Source organism: Tautonia sp. JC769 (assembly GCF_040717455.1).
Classification (GTDB): Bacteria; Planctomycetota; Planctomycetia; order Isosphaerales; family Isosphaeraceae; genus Tautonia.
Map to the genome: position 1 here is coordinate 209047 of NZ_JBFEFH010000003.1, position 18354 is coordinate 227400.

Genomic DNA, 18354 nt, shown 5'->3' on the forward strand with positions numbered 1-18354 from the left:
GGGGGTGACGAGCCTGTCTCAGGCCATCGTCCCCCCGCCGTGCGTTCACGATTCGAATCGACCTGGCGCTTCTGCCGTCGCTCAGTCGGCCGTGCCCGAGTCGAGCGTCCGACGGGCATTGGTGCCGGTCCCGGCGATCGCCGATCGCATCTCGGTGTCCGCCTGGACATTCTTGAGCGAGTAGTAGTCGCCGATCCCGAGTTGGCCCCGGCGGAACGCCTCGGCGATCCCCTTCGGCACCTCGGCCTCGGCCGCGACCACCTTGGCCCGGTTCTCCTGCACGGCGGCCAGGTTCTCCTGCTCAAGGGCGATGGCGGCCGCGCGGCGTTCCTCGGCCTTGGCCCGGGCGACCCGCATGTCGGCCTCGGCCTGGTCGGCCTGCAGCCGGGCACCGATGTTGTCGCCGACGTCGATGTCGGCGATGTCGATCGAGAGGATCTCGAAGGCGGTGCCCGCGTCGAGCCCCTTCTCCAGCACACGCTTGGAGATCATGTCGGGGTTCTCGAGCACCGTCTTGTGCGTCTCGGCCGAGCCGATGGTGGTCACGATCCCCTCGCCCACCCGGGCGATGATCGTCTCCTCGGTGGCACCGCCGACGAGGCGGTCGATGTTCGTCCGGACCGTCACGCGGGCCTTGGTCTTGAGCTGGATGCCGTCCTTGGCCACCGCGTCGACCGTCTGCCGCCCCTTGGCGGGATCGGGGCAGTCGATCACCTTCGGGTTGACGCTCGTCTGGATCGCCTCCAGCACGTTCCGGCCGGCCAGGTCGATGGCCGCGGCCCGCTTGTAGGTCAACGGGATGTCGGCGCGTTGCGCGGCGATCAGGGCCCGGATGACATTCATCACGTTCCCGCCGGCGAGGTAGTGGGCCTCGAGGTTCTGCCGAGTCACCCCGTCACGATCCGTCACCCCGGCCTGGACGGCCATAATCTTCGACCGGACGATAATGTTCGGGTTGACCTTCCGGAAGGTCATCCCGATCAATTCAATCAGGCCGATGTTGGCGTTGGTCGTCTTCGACTGGATCCAGAGGTTGAAGTACTTGGCGAACAGGATGAAGGCAAACAAACTGATAATCGAGACAAAAAGCACAAGAAACACAAGCAGGACGAAGGTATTATTCCCATCCTGCTGGGCGATCAAGGGAGCGAACATCGGCGAAATCCTGAGGTTGAGCCCTGGTGGGGACGAACCGACGGCACTGCATGGTGAAGACGCTTGCCTATAGGGTGTGGACGAATCGCCCTGGTTTTCAAGATCCTACCGCCCCCGACGCGCCGATGATGATGGTTGCATCGCGGCGCACTTCGACGCAATCTCCCGCACGGTCACGGATGCCCGATCGAACACGACGGCCCCCCGCGATCCGTGCCCGAGGGCGGCCGACCGTCTCCCGAGACTTGACCCACCGGCCCCGGGGGCGTACGGGCCGCGACCATGCCGTAATGACCGTCAGCTATTGACCTTACGCCCAATTCATTCTAGACTTCGAACAGATCAGTTGGGACCATCGCCAGGATCGAGAAGCACGCCATGGCCGAGTCGGACGACCTCCCGTTGGACCTGATTGCCGTCGGGGCACACCCCGACGACCTCGAAATCGCCTGCGGAGGGACCCTGGCGCGGCTCTCTGACCTCGGCTACCGCGTCGGCATGGTCGACCTGACCGATGGGGAGCCGACCCCGGGCTCTGCCGGCCCGGATCTCCGCGCCCGTGAGGCGGATCGCGCCGCGAAAATCCTGGGCGTTTCGGTCCGGGTGAGCCTGAATCTCCCCAACCGTCGCCTCTTCGACGGGTTCGAACCCCGGATCGCGCTGGCGAAAGTGTTCCGACGGTACCGGCCTCGGGTGGTCCTCGGGTTCGGGGGCAAGACGATTCTCGCCTCGCCGGATCACTACCAGGCCATGCTGATCACCGATGCCGCTGTGTTCTATAGTCGCTTGTCGAAATGGGATGAGTATTTCGACGGGCTACCGCCACATACCATCACGAATCAGTTAAGTTTCCCCATCGCGCTTCATCGCCTGGATGCTCCCGATTCTTCCGGGTACATTGTGGCGGACATCGGCGACACGCTCGACCGGAAGCTCGACGCGATCAAGGCGTACGAAACCCAGTTCCCCCCGTCGAAGGCTCGGCTCTTCCAGACCGTCGAAATGATGAATCGCTACTTCGGATTGACGGCGGGGTTCGAGGCCGGCGAACTGTTCATGCACTATCGGTCGTTCGGGGTCGATGATCTGATGCGCTGGGCGGCCCCGTCCCCCGTGGCTGCGCCGGCCGAGGGCGGGACGGCCCATCGATCGGGATGATGACGGATCGACGTCGCGTTGGAGCGTCTCTGCGTCCGCGAGTGTCCCTCGCCTTTTTCCCTCGCCGCGAGTTCGCAAAGGGAATCCGGTGTCTTTGAAGAACTGGTTGAAGCGACTCTGGCAATCCAGCCCTCCCCGGGGGCGTTCCCCCGCCCCGGGGGCGCTCGGCGGGGGTACCCGGAGCACCGATGCTTCGCGGCCCTCGCTCCGCTTGCGATTGCGCGTCGGCGTCGTCACCACGACCGGGAACGTCCGCAAGCACAACGAGGACAATTTCTTCGTCCCCGGGTTCGGCAGCCTGGCCTCCTGGCCCGATGGCCTGGAATCGAGTGTCGAGGTGATGCTGCAGCCGGTTCCCGGGCCGCCGCACGCCCTCGAGAACGGGACGGCCCGGGGAGGGGCATCCGGCCCGGTCCGGTCCGACGTCGCCGGCCCGTTCATCGTGGCCGACGGCATGGGGGGTCAACTGGCCGGCGAGCAGGCGAGCCGGATCGCCGTGGAACTGATCCCGAAGGAATTGCTGCATCGGATCGACGCCCAGGACGACCGGGAGGCGATTCGCCAGGCGATCGCGGCGGCCAACCGGGAGATCATCGCCCAGGCCCACGTGGTCCCCGAATGCTCGAACATGGGGACGACCGTCGTCGTCGCCGTCTTCCGCCCCGGCCAGGCCCTGATCGCCGGGATCGGCGACTCGCGCGCCTATCGCCTCCGGGGCAGCAAGCTGGATCGACTCACCCGGGATCACGACCTGGCCTCGGCTTTGATCTCGGCCGGGACGATCCGGCCCGAAGAGGCCCGGAATCACCAGTTCCGCCACGTCCTCTACCTCTACCTCGGCAGCCCCGAGGCCCGAGACGGCCCGGAAGACGTCCGGGTCGAAGAGCTGCGCGCCGGCGACCGCTTCCTGCTGGCCTCCGACGGCCTCACGGGGGTCGTGACCGACGAATCCCTCTCGGTCATCCTCGCCCGGCAGGACGATCCGCACCTCATCGCGAAGGACCTGGTGCAGACGGCCTTGCTGAACGAGTCGCGGGACAACATCACCTGCATGGTCATCACGGTCGAAGGGTTGGGCGACGAGGCCGAGAACGGTCCGAACGTCGCGGCCGCCGGCGACCCTGCTTGAGATCTCAGACCTCGATGCCCGACCCGCGGAGCTTGCCAGGAGGCATGGTCCACGCCCCTTTCCCCGATCCGGGTCTTCCCCAAAGGTCCCCCGGCCCATGCTCCGGCTCGACACCTTCGCCCAGTGCCTGATCAAGAGTCGCCTGCTGCCCGCCGAGGAAGTCCAACGCCTTCGAAGCGAGTTGGCGGCCGGCACCGATCCGGATGCCGTCTCCTTCGCCCGGATGCTCGTCGACCGCGGCGTCCTGACCCGATACCAGGCCAATAAGCTCCTGAACGGCCGGACCTGGGGCTTCTTCCTCGGCGATTACCGCATCATGAAGCGGCTCGGCGAGGGCGGGATGGGCAAGGTCTACCTCGCCCGCCGCGAGCGCGACCACCTGCGGGTGGCCATCAAGGTCTTGCCCCCGAAGAAGGCCCTCGAAGACGAGCAGGCGCTGCACCGCTTCTATCGGGAGATGGACCTCTCTCGGCGCGTCCGACACCCGAACCTGACCCGGACGCTCGAAGTCGGCTCGGTCGGCGATGCCCACTACATGGTCATGGAGTACGTCCCGGGAGACAGCCTGTACAACCTCGTCAAGGGGATCCACGGCGGCTCCGGCCCCCTCCGGTTCGACGAGGCCGCGCGATACTTCGTGCGGGCCCTCTCCGGATTGCACGCGGCGCACGAGGCGGGCCTGGTGCACCGCGACATCAAGCCCTCGAACCTGATGGTCACCCCCGAGGGGGACGCCAAGATCCTCGACCTCGGCCTGGCCAAGTCGATGGGGGAGGAAGGCGCCCTGACCCACCCGAACGCCGTCGTCGGGACGCTCGACTACGCCAGCCCCGAGCAACTGGCCGACGCCTCGCAGGCCGACCGCCGCAGCGACCTCTACAGCACCGGCTGCACGATCTACTTCGCCCTCGCCGGCCGCCCCCCGTTCGAAGGGGGAGACATCGTGAGCAAGATCTTCCGCCACCGGATGGAAGATCCGGACCCGCTCGAACGGCTCTGCCCGGACGTCCCCCCCGCCTTCGCCGCGATCGTCGCCAAGGCGATGGCCAAACAGCCCGAGGACCGCCACCAATCGGCCCTGGAACTCCGGGCCGACCTGGCGCGCTGGACCGACCCCCGGGCGCTCCGCCAGGCCCCCTCCGGCTCGAAGCGGACGTTCCGCCCCCCCCCTCCCGAACTGGACGACGACGACATCCGCCTCGACGGCGACCCCAGCCAGTTCTCGGGCCTGGGGGCGATTCGGGACCTGGGCCAGGCCGAGATCTCGGCCCCGCTGAGCAAGCCCCCCGTCGTCCCCCGGACGGCCGTGATCATCCGGGATGACGAGCTCACCGCCGACGACGACCCGGACGAATCCGGGTCGTACCCGAGCATCCCGACCATCCCACTCCCCAGCCGCACCGACGACGACCGGGTCGTCCGGATCGCCTTCACCATCCTCGGGGTCGTCGTGGTCCTGATCTTGCTCGCGGTGATGGTCTCCAACTTCTAACGCGCTCGTGGTCGGCCAGTCCTCCCGCGCCCCGATCACGGTCCGCGGATCCCGGACCTCGCAAACCGGATCCGGGCCGAGTAAGCTGACGAAAACGCTGGCCCCCCGCGCACCGGCCCATCCCGGCAAAGGTCCGGGGCCCGGTGCTTGCGGTCCTCGACCCGGAGCGATTCCCCCATGCGTCACCGATCAGCCGTGCTCCTCGGATTCATGGCAGTCACAACCACCCTCCCCGTCATCGGGGCCCGAGGGCAGGAGAACGACCCCGTGCGGATCTACGTGGGCACCTATACCGAGGGGGACGATCAGGGCATCAACCTCCTGGAGATGGACCCCGAGTCCGGGGCGATCGAGCTGAAGGGGGTGGTCGCCGCCACCGAGAACCCGTCCTTCCTGGCGATCCATCCCGGCAAACCGCTGCTCTACGCGGTCAACGAGGTCGAGCAGTTCGAGGGGGAATCGAGCGGGGCCGTCGGCGCCTTCCGCATCGACCCCGAATCGGGCGAGTTGACCCTGATCAACCAGGTCTCCTCGAAGGGCGGGGCCCCCTGCCACATCGTCGTCGATCCGTCGGGCGAGAACGTCCTGATCGCCAACTACAGCGGCGGGAACGTGGCCGTCTTGCCGATCGAGGACGATGGTTCCCTCGGCGAGGCCAACGCGGTGCAGCACGAAGGCTCCGGCCCGAACCCGAGGCGTCAGGCGGGGCCGCACGCCCACTCCATCAACCTCGACGCCAGCGGACGCTTCGCCGTGGCGGCCGACCTGGGGATCGACAAGTACCTCGTCTACCGGTTCGATCCCGAATCCCACACCCTGGCCCCCAACGATCCCCCCGCCACCTCGGTCGAGCCCGGCGCGGGGCCGAGGCACTTCGACTTCCACCCCGACAACCGGCTCGCCTTCGGCATCAACGAGTTGAATTCGACCGTCAGTGTCTTCCGATTCGACCCCGAGGCCGGCACCCTGATGGAGACGCAGGCCGTCACCACCCTCCCGCTCGACTCGGACGTCTCCAACTCCACGGCCGACGTCCACGTCCACCCGACCCGCCCGTACCTCTACGGATCGAACCGCGGCCACAACAGCATCGCCATCTTCCAGATCGACGAGGAGGCGGCCACGGTCACGCCCATCGGGCATCAACTGACCGGCGGCTCCACCCCGCGCAACTTCGTCATCGATCCGACCGGCCGCTTCCTGCTCGCGGCCAACCAGGCGACCGGCTCGATCGTCGTCTTCCGGATCAATCAGGAATCGGGCCTCCTGGAGCAGACCGAATTCCAGGTCGAAGTCCCCTCGCCCGTCTGCCTCAAGTTCGCGCCGAACGGCCCGTGATCCGGGCCCCTCGTCGCACCGATCCGCGTGTCGAGCCGGCCGTTCCCCCCGTCCCTGGGGCAGGCGGCCGGCTCGCGCCCTTCCGGACGATGGCCGTCAGGGCTCCGTCCCCTCCGTCACCTCTCGAACGCAACGGAAGATGATGTCCATCATCCGGTCCAGTTGGTCGTGATCGATGCTCAGGGGGGGCATCACCACCAGGACGTCCCCGAGCGGACGGATCAGGAGACCCAGCTCCCTGGCCCGGAGACCGACCCGAGCCCCAACCTGCCGATGCCACGGGAATTCGGCCTTCGATTCCCGATCGAGCACCAGCTCGATGCCCGCCATCAAGCCTCGCTGGCGGAGGTCGCCCACGTGCGGCAAGGCGGCGAACTCTTGCAAACGCGATCGGAGCAGCTCGACCTTCGGGCCGAGCCGCTCCAGCGTCCGCTCCTCCTCGAAGACCCTCAGGGTCGCCAGCGCCGCCGCCGCTCCAAGGGGGTTGCCCCCGTACGTGTGGCCGTGCTGAAACGTCTTCCCGTCGGCCGCCGAGGCATTGAAGGCCGCGAACACCTCCTCCGTCGTCAGGGTCGCGGCCAGCGGCAAGTACCCGCCGGTGATCCCCTTCGCCAGGCAGAGGAAGTCCGGCGTCACCCCTTCCTGTTCGCAGGCGAACATCGATCCGGTACGCCCGAAGCCCACCGCCACCTCATCGGCAATCAAAAACGTCCCGTGCCTCCTGGTGATCTCGCGGAGCCCCCGGAGATACCCCTCGGGATGGACGACGATCCCCGCCGCTCCCTGGACGATCGGCTCGATCACCACCGCGGCGACCTGCCCCGGATGCGCGCCGAGCAGGCGGTCGACCTCGTCCAGGCAGGCCATGCCGCAATCCGGGCGCTCCAGGCCCAGGGGGCACCGGTAGCAGAACGGGATCGGCGCCCTCAGGACCGGGAAGAGCAGCGGGCGGAACATCGTGTGGAAGCGATCCACCCCGCCGAGGCTCACGTCCCCGATCGTGTCGCCGTGATATGCCCCGCCGAGCGCGACGAACTGCGATCGCTCCGGCTCGGGGTCCGGCTTCTGCCTCCAGTACTGGAAGGCCATCTTCAGGGCCACTTCGACGGCCGTCGCGCCGTTGTCCGAGTAGAAGACGCGGGTCAACCCCCCGGGGGCCCGCTCGACCAGCTGCCGGGCCAGCTCGACGGCCGTCGGGTGGGTCAGGCCCAGCAAGGTCGTGTGGGCGATCGCGTCCAGTTGCTCCCGGATCGCGGCGTCGATCGTCGGGTGTCGGTGCCCGTGGACGTTGCACCAGAGCGAGCTGACCCCGTCGAGGTAGCGATTCCCGTCGGAGTCGATCAGCTCGGCCCCCTCGCCCCGTTCGATGATCAGCGGCGACGCGGCCGCCCAGTCGGCCTGGGCGGTGAACGGGTGCCAGAGGTGATCGAGATCCCAGCGGCGAAGCGTGTCGGAGTCCGGGCGAGAGGTGGGCATGGCGACGGGCGGGCGATTCGATCGCCTCGCGGTTCATCCTTTCTTGCGGAACCAGACGGTGGCCCCTGCGCCACAGTCGAGGAAACGGCTGGCATCGCCATTGACGAGCGAGACCTCCAGCCATCCCGAGCTGCCGACCAGGCTCACCAGGGTCCCGGGGGGTTGCAGGCCATACGTCCGGGTCAGGCCCTGGATCCGATGCCCGGCGATCTCGATCTCCCAGTCGTCCGGGGCCGAATCGCCCAGCAACTCCGACGGGATATTGGTGATCAGGTTCCCGAACGAGTCGCCGAAGATCACCTCGCCGACCACCTCGGCGTCGTCCCTCCTCGGCTCGACGGCCGGCAGCCGCGTGATCCCGTGCCTCGGCGGGCCGAGTTCCTGCGGAGGACGCCCGAGCAGCAGGTGGGCCGCCGCCGGCGCCAGCAGGTCGCGCCCGTGGAAGGTATTCGAGACCGGCTCCCGGGCGATCGCCCGGTTCTCCAGCTCGAACACGTCTTGCACGGAATACTTGCGGCCCACGTAGGTCAGGAACCCGTTGTCGGGGACCACGAACCACTGCTCGGCCAGGCGAGCCGCGATCAGGCGGCGTTGCGTCCCGACCCCCGGGTCGACCACACCCAGGTGGACCGTCCCCGGGGGGAACGCGTCCACCACGCAGGCGATCACGAAGGCGGCCTCCAGCACGTTCTGCGGCCCGATCCGGTGGCTGACGTCGACGAGCTGCACCTCGGGGACCCGAGAGAGCACGACCCCCTTCATCGCGGCCACGTACGGTCCGTCGCCGCCGAAGTCGGTGGTCAGGGTCAAGATGGGCGATCGCATCGAACGGTCCCTCCCGATTCCCAGGGGGCCGAGGCTCCGCTCCTCAGCCGGTCAAGGAGGACGCATCCGCCTGGTGCTGCACCGTGATTCGAGACGAGATCCCGCCCCGGGGCGTGAACTGCCCCACGACGGTCATCCGCCGCGGCGAGCAGGCGGCGACCAGGTCGTCGAGGATCACGTTGATCGAATGCTCGTAGAAGATGCCGCGGTCCCGATACGCCTGGAGGTACATCTTCAGGGATTTCAACTCGATGCAGTGCGTATCGGGCACATATCGAATCGTGATCGTCCCGAAATCGGGCTGGCCCGTCTTGGGGCACACGGCGGTGAACTCGGGGCAAACAATCTCGATCTCGTAATCCCGTCCGGGAAACTGGTTCTCGAAGGTCTCCAGCGACATGCTCTGCTCCCAGGCCAGGCCCGCCTTGCAATGGGACGGTCGGCAGGCCCCCTCTTGATCCGTTGCGATCACGATTGCGACCCGAGCATTGTACCCCAATCCCCGATCCCCCGTCCCCCCTTCCCTCCCCGACACCTTGCGACCGCTTCGAGGGGACGGATAACTTAGGGAACACTTCGTGATCCCAAGGCCGATGACCTGCAACTCCTCTCCCACCCGGGTCGTGCCGCGCGAGATCCGACGGCCTTGCTCCTCCAATCCTCATCAATCCTCCCCAAGGCACGGAACACAGAGACACCCCTCATGACTCGACCCCCGGAACCTCGGTCGCGTGTCCGTCGGGACATCCCCGCGACCCTCGCCGCGACGCTCTGCCTTTCGCTCCTCGCGCCTGCGATCGCCCGGGCCCAGGGGGCCGAGCGACGCCCCGACTATCAACCCGCCGCGGTTGCCGTCACCGGAGCGACCATCGTCGCCAGCCCCGAGCAGACGATCGAAGACGGCACGGTCGTCCTCCGAGGCGGCCTGATCGAGGCCGTCGGCCCCGCCCTCGAAATCGAGGTCCCCTACGACGCGGAGACGATCGAGGGCGACGGACTCGTCCTCTACCCCGGATTCATTGATCTCTACACGACGATCGGCCAGGACGAAAACGTCCCCCGATCCGCCACCGGCCTGAGTCGGCCGATCCCGCTCGACGAATTCCCGCAGGCCAGCACCCCACCGGACAACCGGAACGGCCTGACCCCGGAATTCCGCGTCTCCTCGGCCCTGAAGCTTGAGGAGGGCGCGGTCAGGAGTCGCCGCAACCTCGGCTTCACCGCCTTGCTCTCGGCCCCTTCCGGGGCCATCGCCACGGGCCAGAGTGCCCTGGTCTCGCTCGGCGGGCTCGGCCGCCGCGAGTCGATCGTCTCCGAGTCGGTGGCACTGCACCTGAACCTCGCCAACCCCCGGGGCCGCGAGTATGGCCTGTTCGAGGCCTTCGGGATCCGCCACGACGAACACTGCGCCGGCCACACCCACAGCCCCCAGGACGAGGCCTTGATCCACCTGATCGAGGAGGCGATGGCCGCCGCCGGCCCCCCCGATTCCGGCGGATACCCCGGCGCCCTGATGGGGGTGATCGCCCACCTCCGCCAGGCGATGCTCGACGCCGAATACCACCACAAGCTGCTCGAATACGCCCGGGACAAGGGCGGCCCGCTCCCCCCCTTCGACCCCAGCCTCGACGCCCTCTACGCGGCCCGGACCGGCGCCCTGCCCGCCTGGTGGCAGGCCGAGAGTCAGGACGCGATCCACCGGGCGCTCGATCTCGCCGGGGAGTTCGGCACCGGTGCCGTCCTGGTCGGCGGCCGAGACGCCTTCGAGGTGATCGACCGCCTGAAGGAGCGGAAGACCCCGGTCGTGCTCCGCGTCGACTTCCCGAAGGAGCCCGAGGTCCCCTCCGAGGACGAATACCGCCGGAAGCCGATCGCCGAGCGTGATCCCCCGCTCCGAGAGTTGCAACAGGCCAGGGCCCGCTGGGACGATCGCGTCGGGGTCGCCGGCAAGCTGGCCGAGGCGGGCATCCCCTTCGCCTTCTCCAGCGACGGCCTGAACCGGGTCGACGACTTCCACGCCAAGGTCCGGCAGGCCATCGCCGGCGGCCTCGACGAGGCCGACGCCATCAGGGCCCTGACCCTCGACGCCGCCCAGATCGCCGGCGTCGCCGATCGCCTCGGCACCATCGAGCCGGGCAAGCTCGCCCACCTCGTCGCCTGGGACGGCTCCTACGGGTCGAAGGACTCGAAACCTCGGTACCTGTTCGTCGATGGCGAGAAGTTCGAGATGAACGCGGGCGATCGACCCCGCAACTCCGCTCGGGACGAACAGGACACGTCGGATGACGACGACGAATCCGACGATTCGGACGACGAAGCCGACGAATCCGACGACGAGGACGACGATTCGGACGATGAGGACGACGACGAATCGGAGGAGGGTGAGGAAGCTGAAGCCGAATCCGACGAGGAACCATTCGTCGATGTCGCGACCGAGTTCGACGAAGACCGCGTCCCCTCGCTGACCACCGGCGGGAACGTCCTGATCAAGGACGCGACCATCCTCACCGTCAGCAACGGGACGATCCCGAAGGGGTCGATCCTGGTCGAGGACGGCAAGATTGCCGCCGTCGGCGAGTCGATCGAGGCCCCCGAGGGCGTGACCGTGATCGACGCGGCCGGGATGGTCGCCCTGCCCGGCATCATCGACACCCATTCGCACATGGCCATCGAGGGGGGTGTTAATGAAGGCTCGCTGTCGATCAACCCTGAGGTCCGGGTCAAGGACGTCGTCACCGGTGACGACGTGACCATCTTCCAGGCGGCGGCCGGTGGCGTGACCGCCGCCCGACTGCTCCACGGGTCGGCCAACACGATCGGCGGCCAGGATGCCGTGATCAAACTCATCTACGGCAAGCCCGCCCGCGACTTGATCCTGCGGGACGGCCCCCAGGGGGTCAAGTTCGCCCTCGGCGAGAACGTGACCCGCAAGCGATCGAGCAACCCCGATCGCTTCCCGTTCACCCGCCCCGGCGTCGAGGCGGTGCTCGTCCGGGCCTTCGAGGAAGCCCGGGCGTACCAGGCCCGCCGCCGGGCGTTTGCCGACGCCGTCGCCGCCGGCAAGGACGTTTCCCCGTTCCGCCGCGACCTGCGCCTCGAAGCCCTCGCCGACATGCTCGACGGCTCGATCAAGATTCACAGCCATTGCTATCGGGCCGACGAGATCCTGATGCTCCTGCGCACCGCCGAGCGTTACGGCATGAAAGTGCAGTCGCTCCAGCACGTCCTCGAAGGCTACAAGATCGCCGCCGAGATCGCCGCGCACGGCGCGAGCAGCTCCACCTTCTCCGACTGGTACGCCTACAAGGTCGAGGCCTACGACGCCATCCCCCACAACGCCGCCCTGCTGACCGAGGCCGGCGCGGCCGTCTGCATCAAGAGCGACAGCGGCGAGGAGGTGCGTCACCTCTACGTCGAGGCCGCCAAGATGGTCCGCTACGGCGGGGTCTCCGAGGACCAGGCCCTCGCCATGATCACCCTGAACCCCGCCCGTGAACTCGGCCTCGATCACCGCCTCGGCTCGATCGAGGTCGGCAAGGATGCCGACATCGCCCTGTTCAACGCCCATCCCCTCGACGGGTTCGCCCAGTGCCAGCTCACGCTGATCGACGGCGACGTGGCGTTCCAGCGGCATCACGACGACGACGGCTCAATCCTCCGGCCCCGAGCGGGCAGCCATGAGCAAATGCCCCAGGCACCTGAGGCCGTCCGGGCGCAGCAGGTCGAGATCCCATCAAACCCCGATGGCGTCTACGCCCTGACCAACGCCACGATCCACCCCGTCAGCGGCCCGATCATCGAGGGCGGGACCATCATCATCGAGGGGGAGACCATCGCCGAGGTCGGCGGCGCCGAGACGGCGGTCCCCGAGGGCGCCTCGACCATCGACCTGGGCGGGCTCGATGTCTGGCCCGGCATGATCGACTCCGGCAGCGATCTCGGCCTCAACGAGATCGGCAGCATCTCCGCCACTCAGGATGCCCAGGAGCTTGCCCCGTATCAGCCCGAACTGCGGGCCAGCGTGGCCATCAACGCCGATTCGGCCCTGATCGCCGCCAACCGCCTCGCAGGCGTCCTCTCCGGCTTCGTCCGTCCCACGGGGGGGACGATCTCCGGCCAGGGGGCCGTGGTGGATCTGAACGGCTGGGTCTGGTCCGAGATGGTCCTGCAAGACGAGCTGGCACTTTTCGTTAACGTCCCCCCTGCTCCTCCGGCAAATCTCGATGACGTGCTCAGCCGCGTCTCGCCCCAGTTCGCCGAACGCTATCGAGAACGCTTCCGCGACCGCGAGAAACGCCTCGATGAATTCAAGGGACTTTTCGAGTCGGCCCTGCGGTTCGACGAGGTCCGCCGGGCCGCCCTGGAGCGGGGCGAGTTCCCCCCGGTCGACCCCCGTCTGGAAGCCCTCGTCCCGTTCGCAAGGGGCGAGAAGCCCGTCGTCTTCGCGGCCAACGGCCGGGGAGAGATCCTCTCGGCCCTCGACCTGGCCGACGAACTCGGGCTGAAGGCGATCATCAGCGGCGGCGCGGATGCCTGGAAGGTCGCCGATCGGATCAAGGACGCCGGCGTCCCGGTCCTGGTGACCGGCACCCACCGCAACCCCGGCCGGAACGATCCCTACGACGCGGCCTACGCCAACCCCGCCTGGCTCGTCGAGGCCGGTGTCAAGGTCGCGATCAGCTCGACCGGCGACGCATCCGAGGTCCGCAACCTGCCGATGGAAGCCGCCATGGCCGTCGCGTACGGCCTGCCCGAGGAAGACGCCATCAAGGCCGTCACCCTCGTCCCGGCCGAGATTTTCGGCGTCGCCGACCAGCTCGGCTCGATCGAACCCGGCAAGCGGGCCAACCTCGTGATCGCCGCCGGCCACCTGCTGCAACCGACCACCGAGGTCAAGCACCTGATCATCGGTGGCCGCCCCGTCGCCCCCGAGAGTCGCCAGACGGAACTCTACGAGCGCTATCGTCGCCGGCTCTCTGAGATCCGGGACGGCACCAGCCCCATCGGCCTCGTCCGGGAATCGGGGTCGCCCGCGCCCGAGGTCGGTGAGACCACCTTCTCGACCGACGAGACGTCGAGCGAGAATTCTCAGGCGGAATCCCGCTGATCGATCGCAGTCCGCATCCGGGGCCGTCTCCCCGCCCTGCCTCGCGGGGTGACGGCCCCCGGCCCGTTCGATCCCTTCATTCTCCCGGAATTGACGACAGGGGGATCGCCTGATAGGCGATCCCGGACCACATCACGTCGGGACTCCAGAAATCGTTGATCCGCCCGAGCTGCTCCACCGATCCTCCATCGGCCAATCCCCGAATCCGCACCATCGAATCGGGCAGCGTCCTGCGGAACCCCTCGGCCTGCTCGGCGGTGAGACTGGCCCCCGAGTCCACCATCCCGAGCATCGCCAGCACGCGAGGCGGGGGGGCACCGGCGCGTTCCGGTTCGATCGCGATCCGCAAAAGTTCAAGCAACTCAGAGCGCGTCAACAGCACGCCGATCGCATCCGGCGGCAGTTCCCCAAGTCGAACCCACCCCCACCGATCGACCGCGCCCCACGGCTCGGCCCGGTCCCAGACCGCGACCCTCACCGCGTCCGACCCCCATTCCACGATCGGCAGCGGCGTCCCGTCGAGCGAGAGGCTCGATCCTCGCTCGTCGGCCGGGTCGGTCCGCAACCTGATTTCCGATCCCACCGGACGCACCACGAGTCGCGTGTCCCAGGGGAGCACCGCGTCGGCCTCGACCCAGCCGATTGGCTGGCGGTTGCCGATGCGATAATGCGTCGGCGTGCCGCCCAGCGGCCAGACGTCATACACGTCGGCGAAGATTCGGCGGCGAATCGACTCGACGACCGCCCCCCCAGGCACATCGGTCACGCTCACCCCTTCGCGCAGGACGAGCACCTTGCGAGCGATCGCCCCCTCGCGCCGCATCGGCTCGGTCGATTCCGGGAACGGCGGCCCCGACCGCAATCGATCGATCCCCGCCCAGACCGGCTCACTGACCGAGGCGACCCAGTCCCTGCCCCGCCACGCCAAAAGGCCGAGCGCGACCAGCACCACGAGCGTCGGGAGAGGATAGCGGATAGGCGGCGGCGTCATCGATCCCCTCTCAGCCGGGCGAGCGATCGGTGACGCAACCATCCCGGCAGCAATGCCAGGCCGACCAGCAACACGACCAGCACCAGGAACAGCCGCGGCCATCCCGACGCCGGGACCACCATCCCTCGGATGAACACCTCCGCCTGCGCCCCCACGGTGGCCGATCGGTAATAGACCGCCACCGGGCGGAGCGTCCCGTCGGGCAAAGGGCGATCCGTCCGGTAAACCAATCGATACAATTGCCCGAGTCGTTCCGCCAGTTCCTCGTAGATGGCCCGGAGCTGGTCGGCGTTCCTCGCCGGCAGGTACTGGCCCCTCGACTCCGCGGCCAGGCGTCGCAGATCGCTGCTGGCGATCTCCTCCTCGCTCCCCAGCCCGAGCGTATGGACCGGCAGCCCCACCCTGCGCGCCGCCAGGATGGTCGACTCCAGATCGGCCTCCCGGCTGAACGTGTCCTCGCCGTCGGTCATGGCCAGCACGGCCCTGCGGCCCGATTGCGTTGCGATCAAGTCCAGCGCCTCGACCACGGCGTCATAGTACCGCGTCCCTCCGATCGGTTGCAGCTCATCCACCGATGCCTGGACCCGTCTCACGTCCGTCGTGAACGGGCAGATCACCCGAATCTCGTCGCTGAATGCGATCACCGCCACCCGCGACCCGATCGGCATCACGCCGAGGAACGTCCGCACCGCCTCCTTCAGGGCCCCGATCCGATTCTCCTCCTCCATGCTTCGGCTCTGATCGACCACCAGCACGACGGTCGTCTCCACCACCTCGCGCGAAGTCGGCGCCTCGAATCGAAGGATCTCGACCGGCTGATCGTATTCCGTCACGCGGAAGTCCTCCTGACCGGCATCGACGAGCGCCGATCCATCGGGCCGATTGACCTCGAAATCCAGCGTGATCTCCGGAAATCCCGACTCGTCCACCTGGCGGACCACCACCCGGATCTCGTCGTCTCCGGTCGTTTCTTCGGCCTGCACGATGGCGACCTCGTCCTCCTCCCCCTCGTCCTCCTCCCGGCCCGCTCCCGGCAGCCGCAAGACCCGATCCAGCTCGAACGCCAGGTTCGACTTCCTGAGGAAGAGGAGCGCGAGGCAGGTCTCAGGCAGCGATTGCCAGCTCCCCGGCGGCCAGCCGCCATTGGGCAGCTGACGGTTCAACAGCGACTCTGCCCCCAGCTCATACCAGTCCAGGCCGTCCAGGCGGCTCAACCCCAGCGCGACGCACACCCGCTCCAGCGACCACAGGTAATAGACATCCGTCCCCGGCCCGATGAACCGCGCATCGGCCGCGACCTTCTCGAGCGCCCGTGCGAAGACCGGATCAGCGATCAAGGCATCCCCGCGCGCCGATGCCGTCAATCGTTCGGCGAGCGAGGGCCGAGACGCCGAGATCGCGAGCCCCATCAGGCCCGCGCAGGTCATCGCCGGGGCGCTGGCGATCCCCGGCCGATACCCCCAGCCCCCGTCCGGATTGACCGTCGATCGCAAGTGGCCGTCGAGCGACTCCAGCGCCGCGTCCGAATTGTACGCGTGCCGCCCCCCCGTCCAGATCCCGAGCAACGCGAACTGCGTGTTCGACAGGTCGCCCGCCCCCCCGAGAAATCCCCGTGGATTGCCCGGCGGCCTCGTCCCCCCTCCCGAGCCCGCCCCCGTCTCATACGCCGTCCCCAGCGGAACGCGGTACGACCAGAAGCCCTCGGTGTGGCCTCCTTCCAACCGCCTCGCGAGCCGTTGGATCAAGGCATCCAGCTCTCCCCGATTCGTCCCCTGCAATCGCGAGAGGAACAGGATCGCCAACGCCAGGTCATACGTCTGATCCGACGAGAGCGCCAGCTCCCGCACCACCTCCGCGGCCCGCGCAATCGCCTCGTCGTCGGGCGTCACCCCATTCTCCATCATGGCCAGGCCGCACAGCGCCGTCATCCCGAGCCGGTGGTCGTGGGCCAACCGATAATCCCAGTGCCCCGCCCGCGATTGCTCCCGCCTGAGATACTCCACGCCGAGCGCAGCCGCCCGATCAATCCTCGGATCAAGCCCGCCCTGCTGAGCCCTCGCACCGAACGACACTCCGCCCAGCGTCAACGTCAGGACCAGGCTCAGTGTCAGTCTCAGCGACGCCGTCACCACCGGCGCCGCCGCTCGAAGCGCGATCATGATGCCCCCCCCTGGCCCCGACGCCTCTCCGGAACAACCGTCAGGGACCCGGCACCCAGCATCGCCCCGAACACTCCCCAGATCAGCACGACAACGCTCAGGCGTTCGGGGAGGATCGCCGCAACGAGCGGCTCGGTCGCCTGACAGCATGCAACCAGAATCGCAGCAATCAGCACGCCAGCAAATCCCCCCGCAAATACCCCCGACGGCGATTCCCATACTCCCCCCCGCCGGAAGCAGCCGATCCCGCCGACGATCCCCCCCAGGACGGCGAGCACCGCCGCAGGCCCAGGGAGCAACGCGACAGGGGAGAACCCGCTCGCCGCCCCGATCGCCAGCCGCACCAGCAAGGCAACCGCCGCACCTCCCAGAATCCTCGATCGCCTTCCCCTCGCCTCCAGCCATCCGCTCGCCTTCTCCCAAAGCGAATCAAATGCCTCACTCCCCTGCCCCGGACCGCCGGCCGGGCCCTCGGGGTCTTCCCGGTGCGGGGTCGGCGCCTCCACCACCACCGCAACCCGAGCGCCCCCTCCGTTGCTCTCCACCACGACCGTTGCGTTCAGCCGACCCGGAAAGGGATCGGGCGTCACGACCGTGCACACCACCTCCGTCTCATCAATCGTGGTAAACTCGCGCAGATGCTCAGAAGCCACGCGCAACCACGTGACCCCCTCCGGCTCCACGCGCACCCGAGAGCGAAGCAGTCGATACCCGACGTTGGACACCCGGAAGGTCTGCCGGGTCGTGGCCCCCGGCCGGGCCTTCACGCGCAACGTCCGGGGGTGGACCTCCAGCTCGGGATGACTCGGCTTCGAGGTCGGGATCGCACCGAGCCAGGCATCCAGCCGATCATCGGGCGACCCGGGGGCATCGGCCCTGGGAGCCAGGTCGCCCCGGCCGGCCGAGATGAGGTACGACGCCAGCCGGCCAGAGGTCAGCTCGTCCCGCATCGCCTCCCATCGTTGTGCCGAGACCGTGATGAAGTCATCCCAGCCCCGGCAGACCGCCCCCCCCTTCAGCGGGAACGCCAGGGGAGCCACCCCCCCGGTCGAGGGCCGAGCCGGCGCCACCGAGCCTCGAACCGGGGACGGCTTCTCTCGACCCGCCGCAGCCCCGATCCCCGCGGGTTCGGCCCCCGGGGGCGGGTTTGATGCCCGAGCATCAGGCTTAAACGCATGACGAACCATCCGCAACTGGAGCCCTCCCAGTTGGATCACGTCCCCCTCGTCCAGCGGCTCAGCCTTGCCGGGGAGCACTCGACGACGATTGAGAAACACCCCCCCGGGACTCTCCAGATCGACGAGCACGACGCCGGTTGGCGTCACCTCCAGGGCCGCATGCCGCGCCGCCATCTTCCGAAGCGAGTTGACCTCCTGCTCCGACAGGTCGATCCCCCCCGCCCCCCCCGGGGCATTCCCGAGCACCACCCTCCCCGGGCGCACCGGGTAACGCCGCCCGACCTCGCGACCGCGCACCACCTCCAGCAACCAGGTCACCGACTCGGGCGAAGCATTCATCAGCAGC

Annotated in this window: 12 protein-coding genes; 5 read left to right on the forward strand and 7 right to left on the reverse strand. The window is 68.2% G+C overall.

The window, feature by feature from the left end; all coding sequences use genetic code 11:
• Positions 1–81: 81 nt before the first annotated feature.
• On the reverse strand, positions 82–1155 hold the full coding sequence (floA, locus tag AB1L88_RS04885; RefSeq protein WP_367095506.1) for a flotillin-like protein FloA: 1074 nt from the start codon (positions 1153–1155) through the stop codon (positions 82–84).
• Positions 1156–1533: 378 nt separating this feature from the next.
• Between floA and AB1L88_RS04890 the strand changes: the two genes are divergently transcribed.
• The 4 genes from AB1L88_RS04890 to AB1L88_RS04905 all read left to right on the forward strand — a co-directional run bounded on the left by AB1L88_RS04890 (position 1534) and on the right by AB1L88_RS04905 (position 6272).
• The gene (locus AB1L88_RS04890; RefSeq protein WP_367095507.1) at positions 1534–2313 is read left to right on the forward strand and encodes a PIG-L family deacetylase; all 780 of its coding nucleotides are present in this window, start codon (positions 1534–1536) and stop codon (positions 2311–2313) included.
• 88 nt (positions 2314–2401) lie between these two features.
• Entirely contained in the window at positions 2402–3442 is a 1041-nt protein-coding gene (locus AB1L88_RS04895; RefSeq protein WP_367095508.1) for a protein phosphatase 2C domain-containing protein, read from the forward strand.
• Positions 3443–3539: 97 nt separating this feature from the next.
• Complete coding sequence (locus AB1L88_RS04900) at positions 3540–4934, forward strand: serine/threonine-protein kinase (RefSeq protein WP_367095509.1); 1395 nt, start codon at positions 3540–3542, stop codon at positions 4932–4934.
• A gap of 177 nt (positions 4935–5111) precedes the next feature.
• On the forward strand, positions 5112–6272 hold the full coding sequence (locus AB1L88_RS04905) for a lactonase family protein (RefSeq protein ID WP_367095510.1): 1161 nt from the start codon (positions 5112–5114) through the stop codon (positions 6270–6272).
• Positions 6273–6368: 96 nt separating this feature from the next.
• On the opposite strand, the gene bioA is transcribed toward AB1L88_RS04905, so the two are convergent.
• Genes bioA through queF form a run of 3 tightly spaced genes read right to left on the reverse strand, consistent with a single transcriptional unit; the run spans position 6369 to position 8973 of the window.
• The gene (gene bioA, locus AB1L88_RS04910) at positions 6369–7748 is read right to left on the reverse strand and encodes an adenosylmethionine--8-amino-7-oxononanoate transaminase (protein WP_367095511.1); all 1380 of its coding nucleotides are present in this window, start codon (positions 7746–7748) and stop codon (positions 6369–6371) included.
• A gap of 33 nt (positions 7749–7781) precedes the next feature.
• Positions 7782–8573: an SAM-dependent chlorinase/fluorinase gene (locus AB1L88_RS04915; RefSeq protein WP_367095512.1), complete on the reverse strand. Its 792-nt coding sequence runs from the start codon at positions 8571–8573 to the stop codon at positions 7782–7784.
• Between the two features lie 43 nt (positions 8574–8616).
• Positions 8617–8973: a preQ(1) synthase gene (gene queF / locus AB1L88_RS04920; protein ID WP_367095513.1), complete on the reverse strand. Its 357-nt coding sequence runs from the start codon at positions 8971–8973 to the stop codon at positions 8617–8619.
• Positions 8974–9276: 303 nt separating this feature from the next.
• Between queF and AB1L88_RS04925 the strand changes: the two genes are divergently transcribed.
• Positions 9277–13680, forward strand: a complete 4404-nt coding sequence (locus tag AB1L88_RS04925) for an amidohydrolase family protein (RefSeq protein ID WP_367095514.1) — start codon at positions 9277–9279, stop codon at positions 13678–13680.
• A 76-nt stretch (positions 13681–13756) separates the two neighbouring features.
• Here the strand turns inward: AB1L88_RS04925 and AB1L88_RS04930 are convergent, their stop codons facing one another.
• From AB1L88_RS04930 to AB1L88_RS04940, 3 genes are read right to left on the reverse strand one after another with little or no spacing between them, the layout of a single operon-like run.
• Positions 13757–14671, reverse strand: coding sequence for a hypothetical protein (locus tag AB1L88_RS04930; RefSeq protein ID WP_367095515.1), 915 nt, complete (start codon positions 14669–14671; stop codon positions 13757–13759).
• Complete coding sequence (locus AB1L88_RS04935) at positions 14668–16830, reverse strand: VWA domain-containing protein (RefSeq protein ID WP_367095516.1); 2163 nt, start codon at positions 16828–16830, stop codon at positions 14668–14670. Before AB1L88_RS04935 ends, AB1L88_RS04930 begins: the two co-directional genes overlap by 4 nt.
• A complete protein-coding gene (locus AB1L88_RS04940; RefSeq protein ID WP_367095517.1) occupies positions 16827–18347 on the reverse strand; it encodes an FHA domain-containing protein in 1521 nt (506 codons plus the stop codon). Before AB1L88_RS04940 ends, AB1L88_RS04935 begins: the two co-directional genes overlap by 4 nt.
• Between the last annotated feature and the right edge of the window lie 7 nt (positions 18348–18354).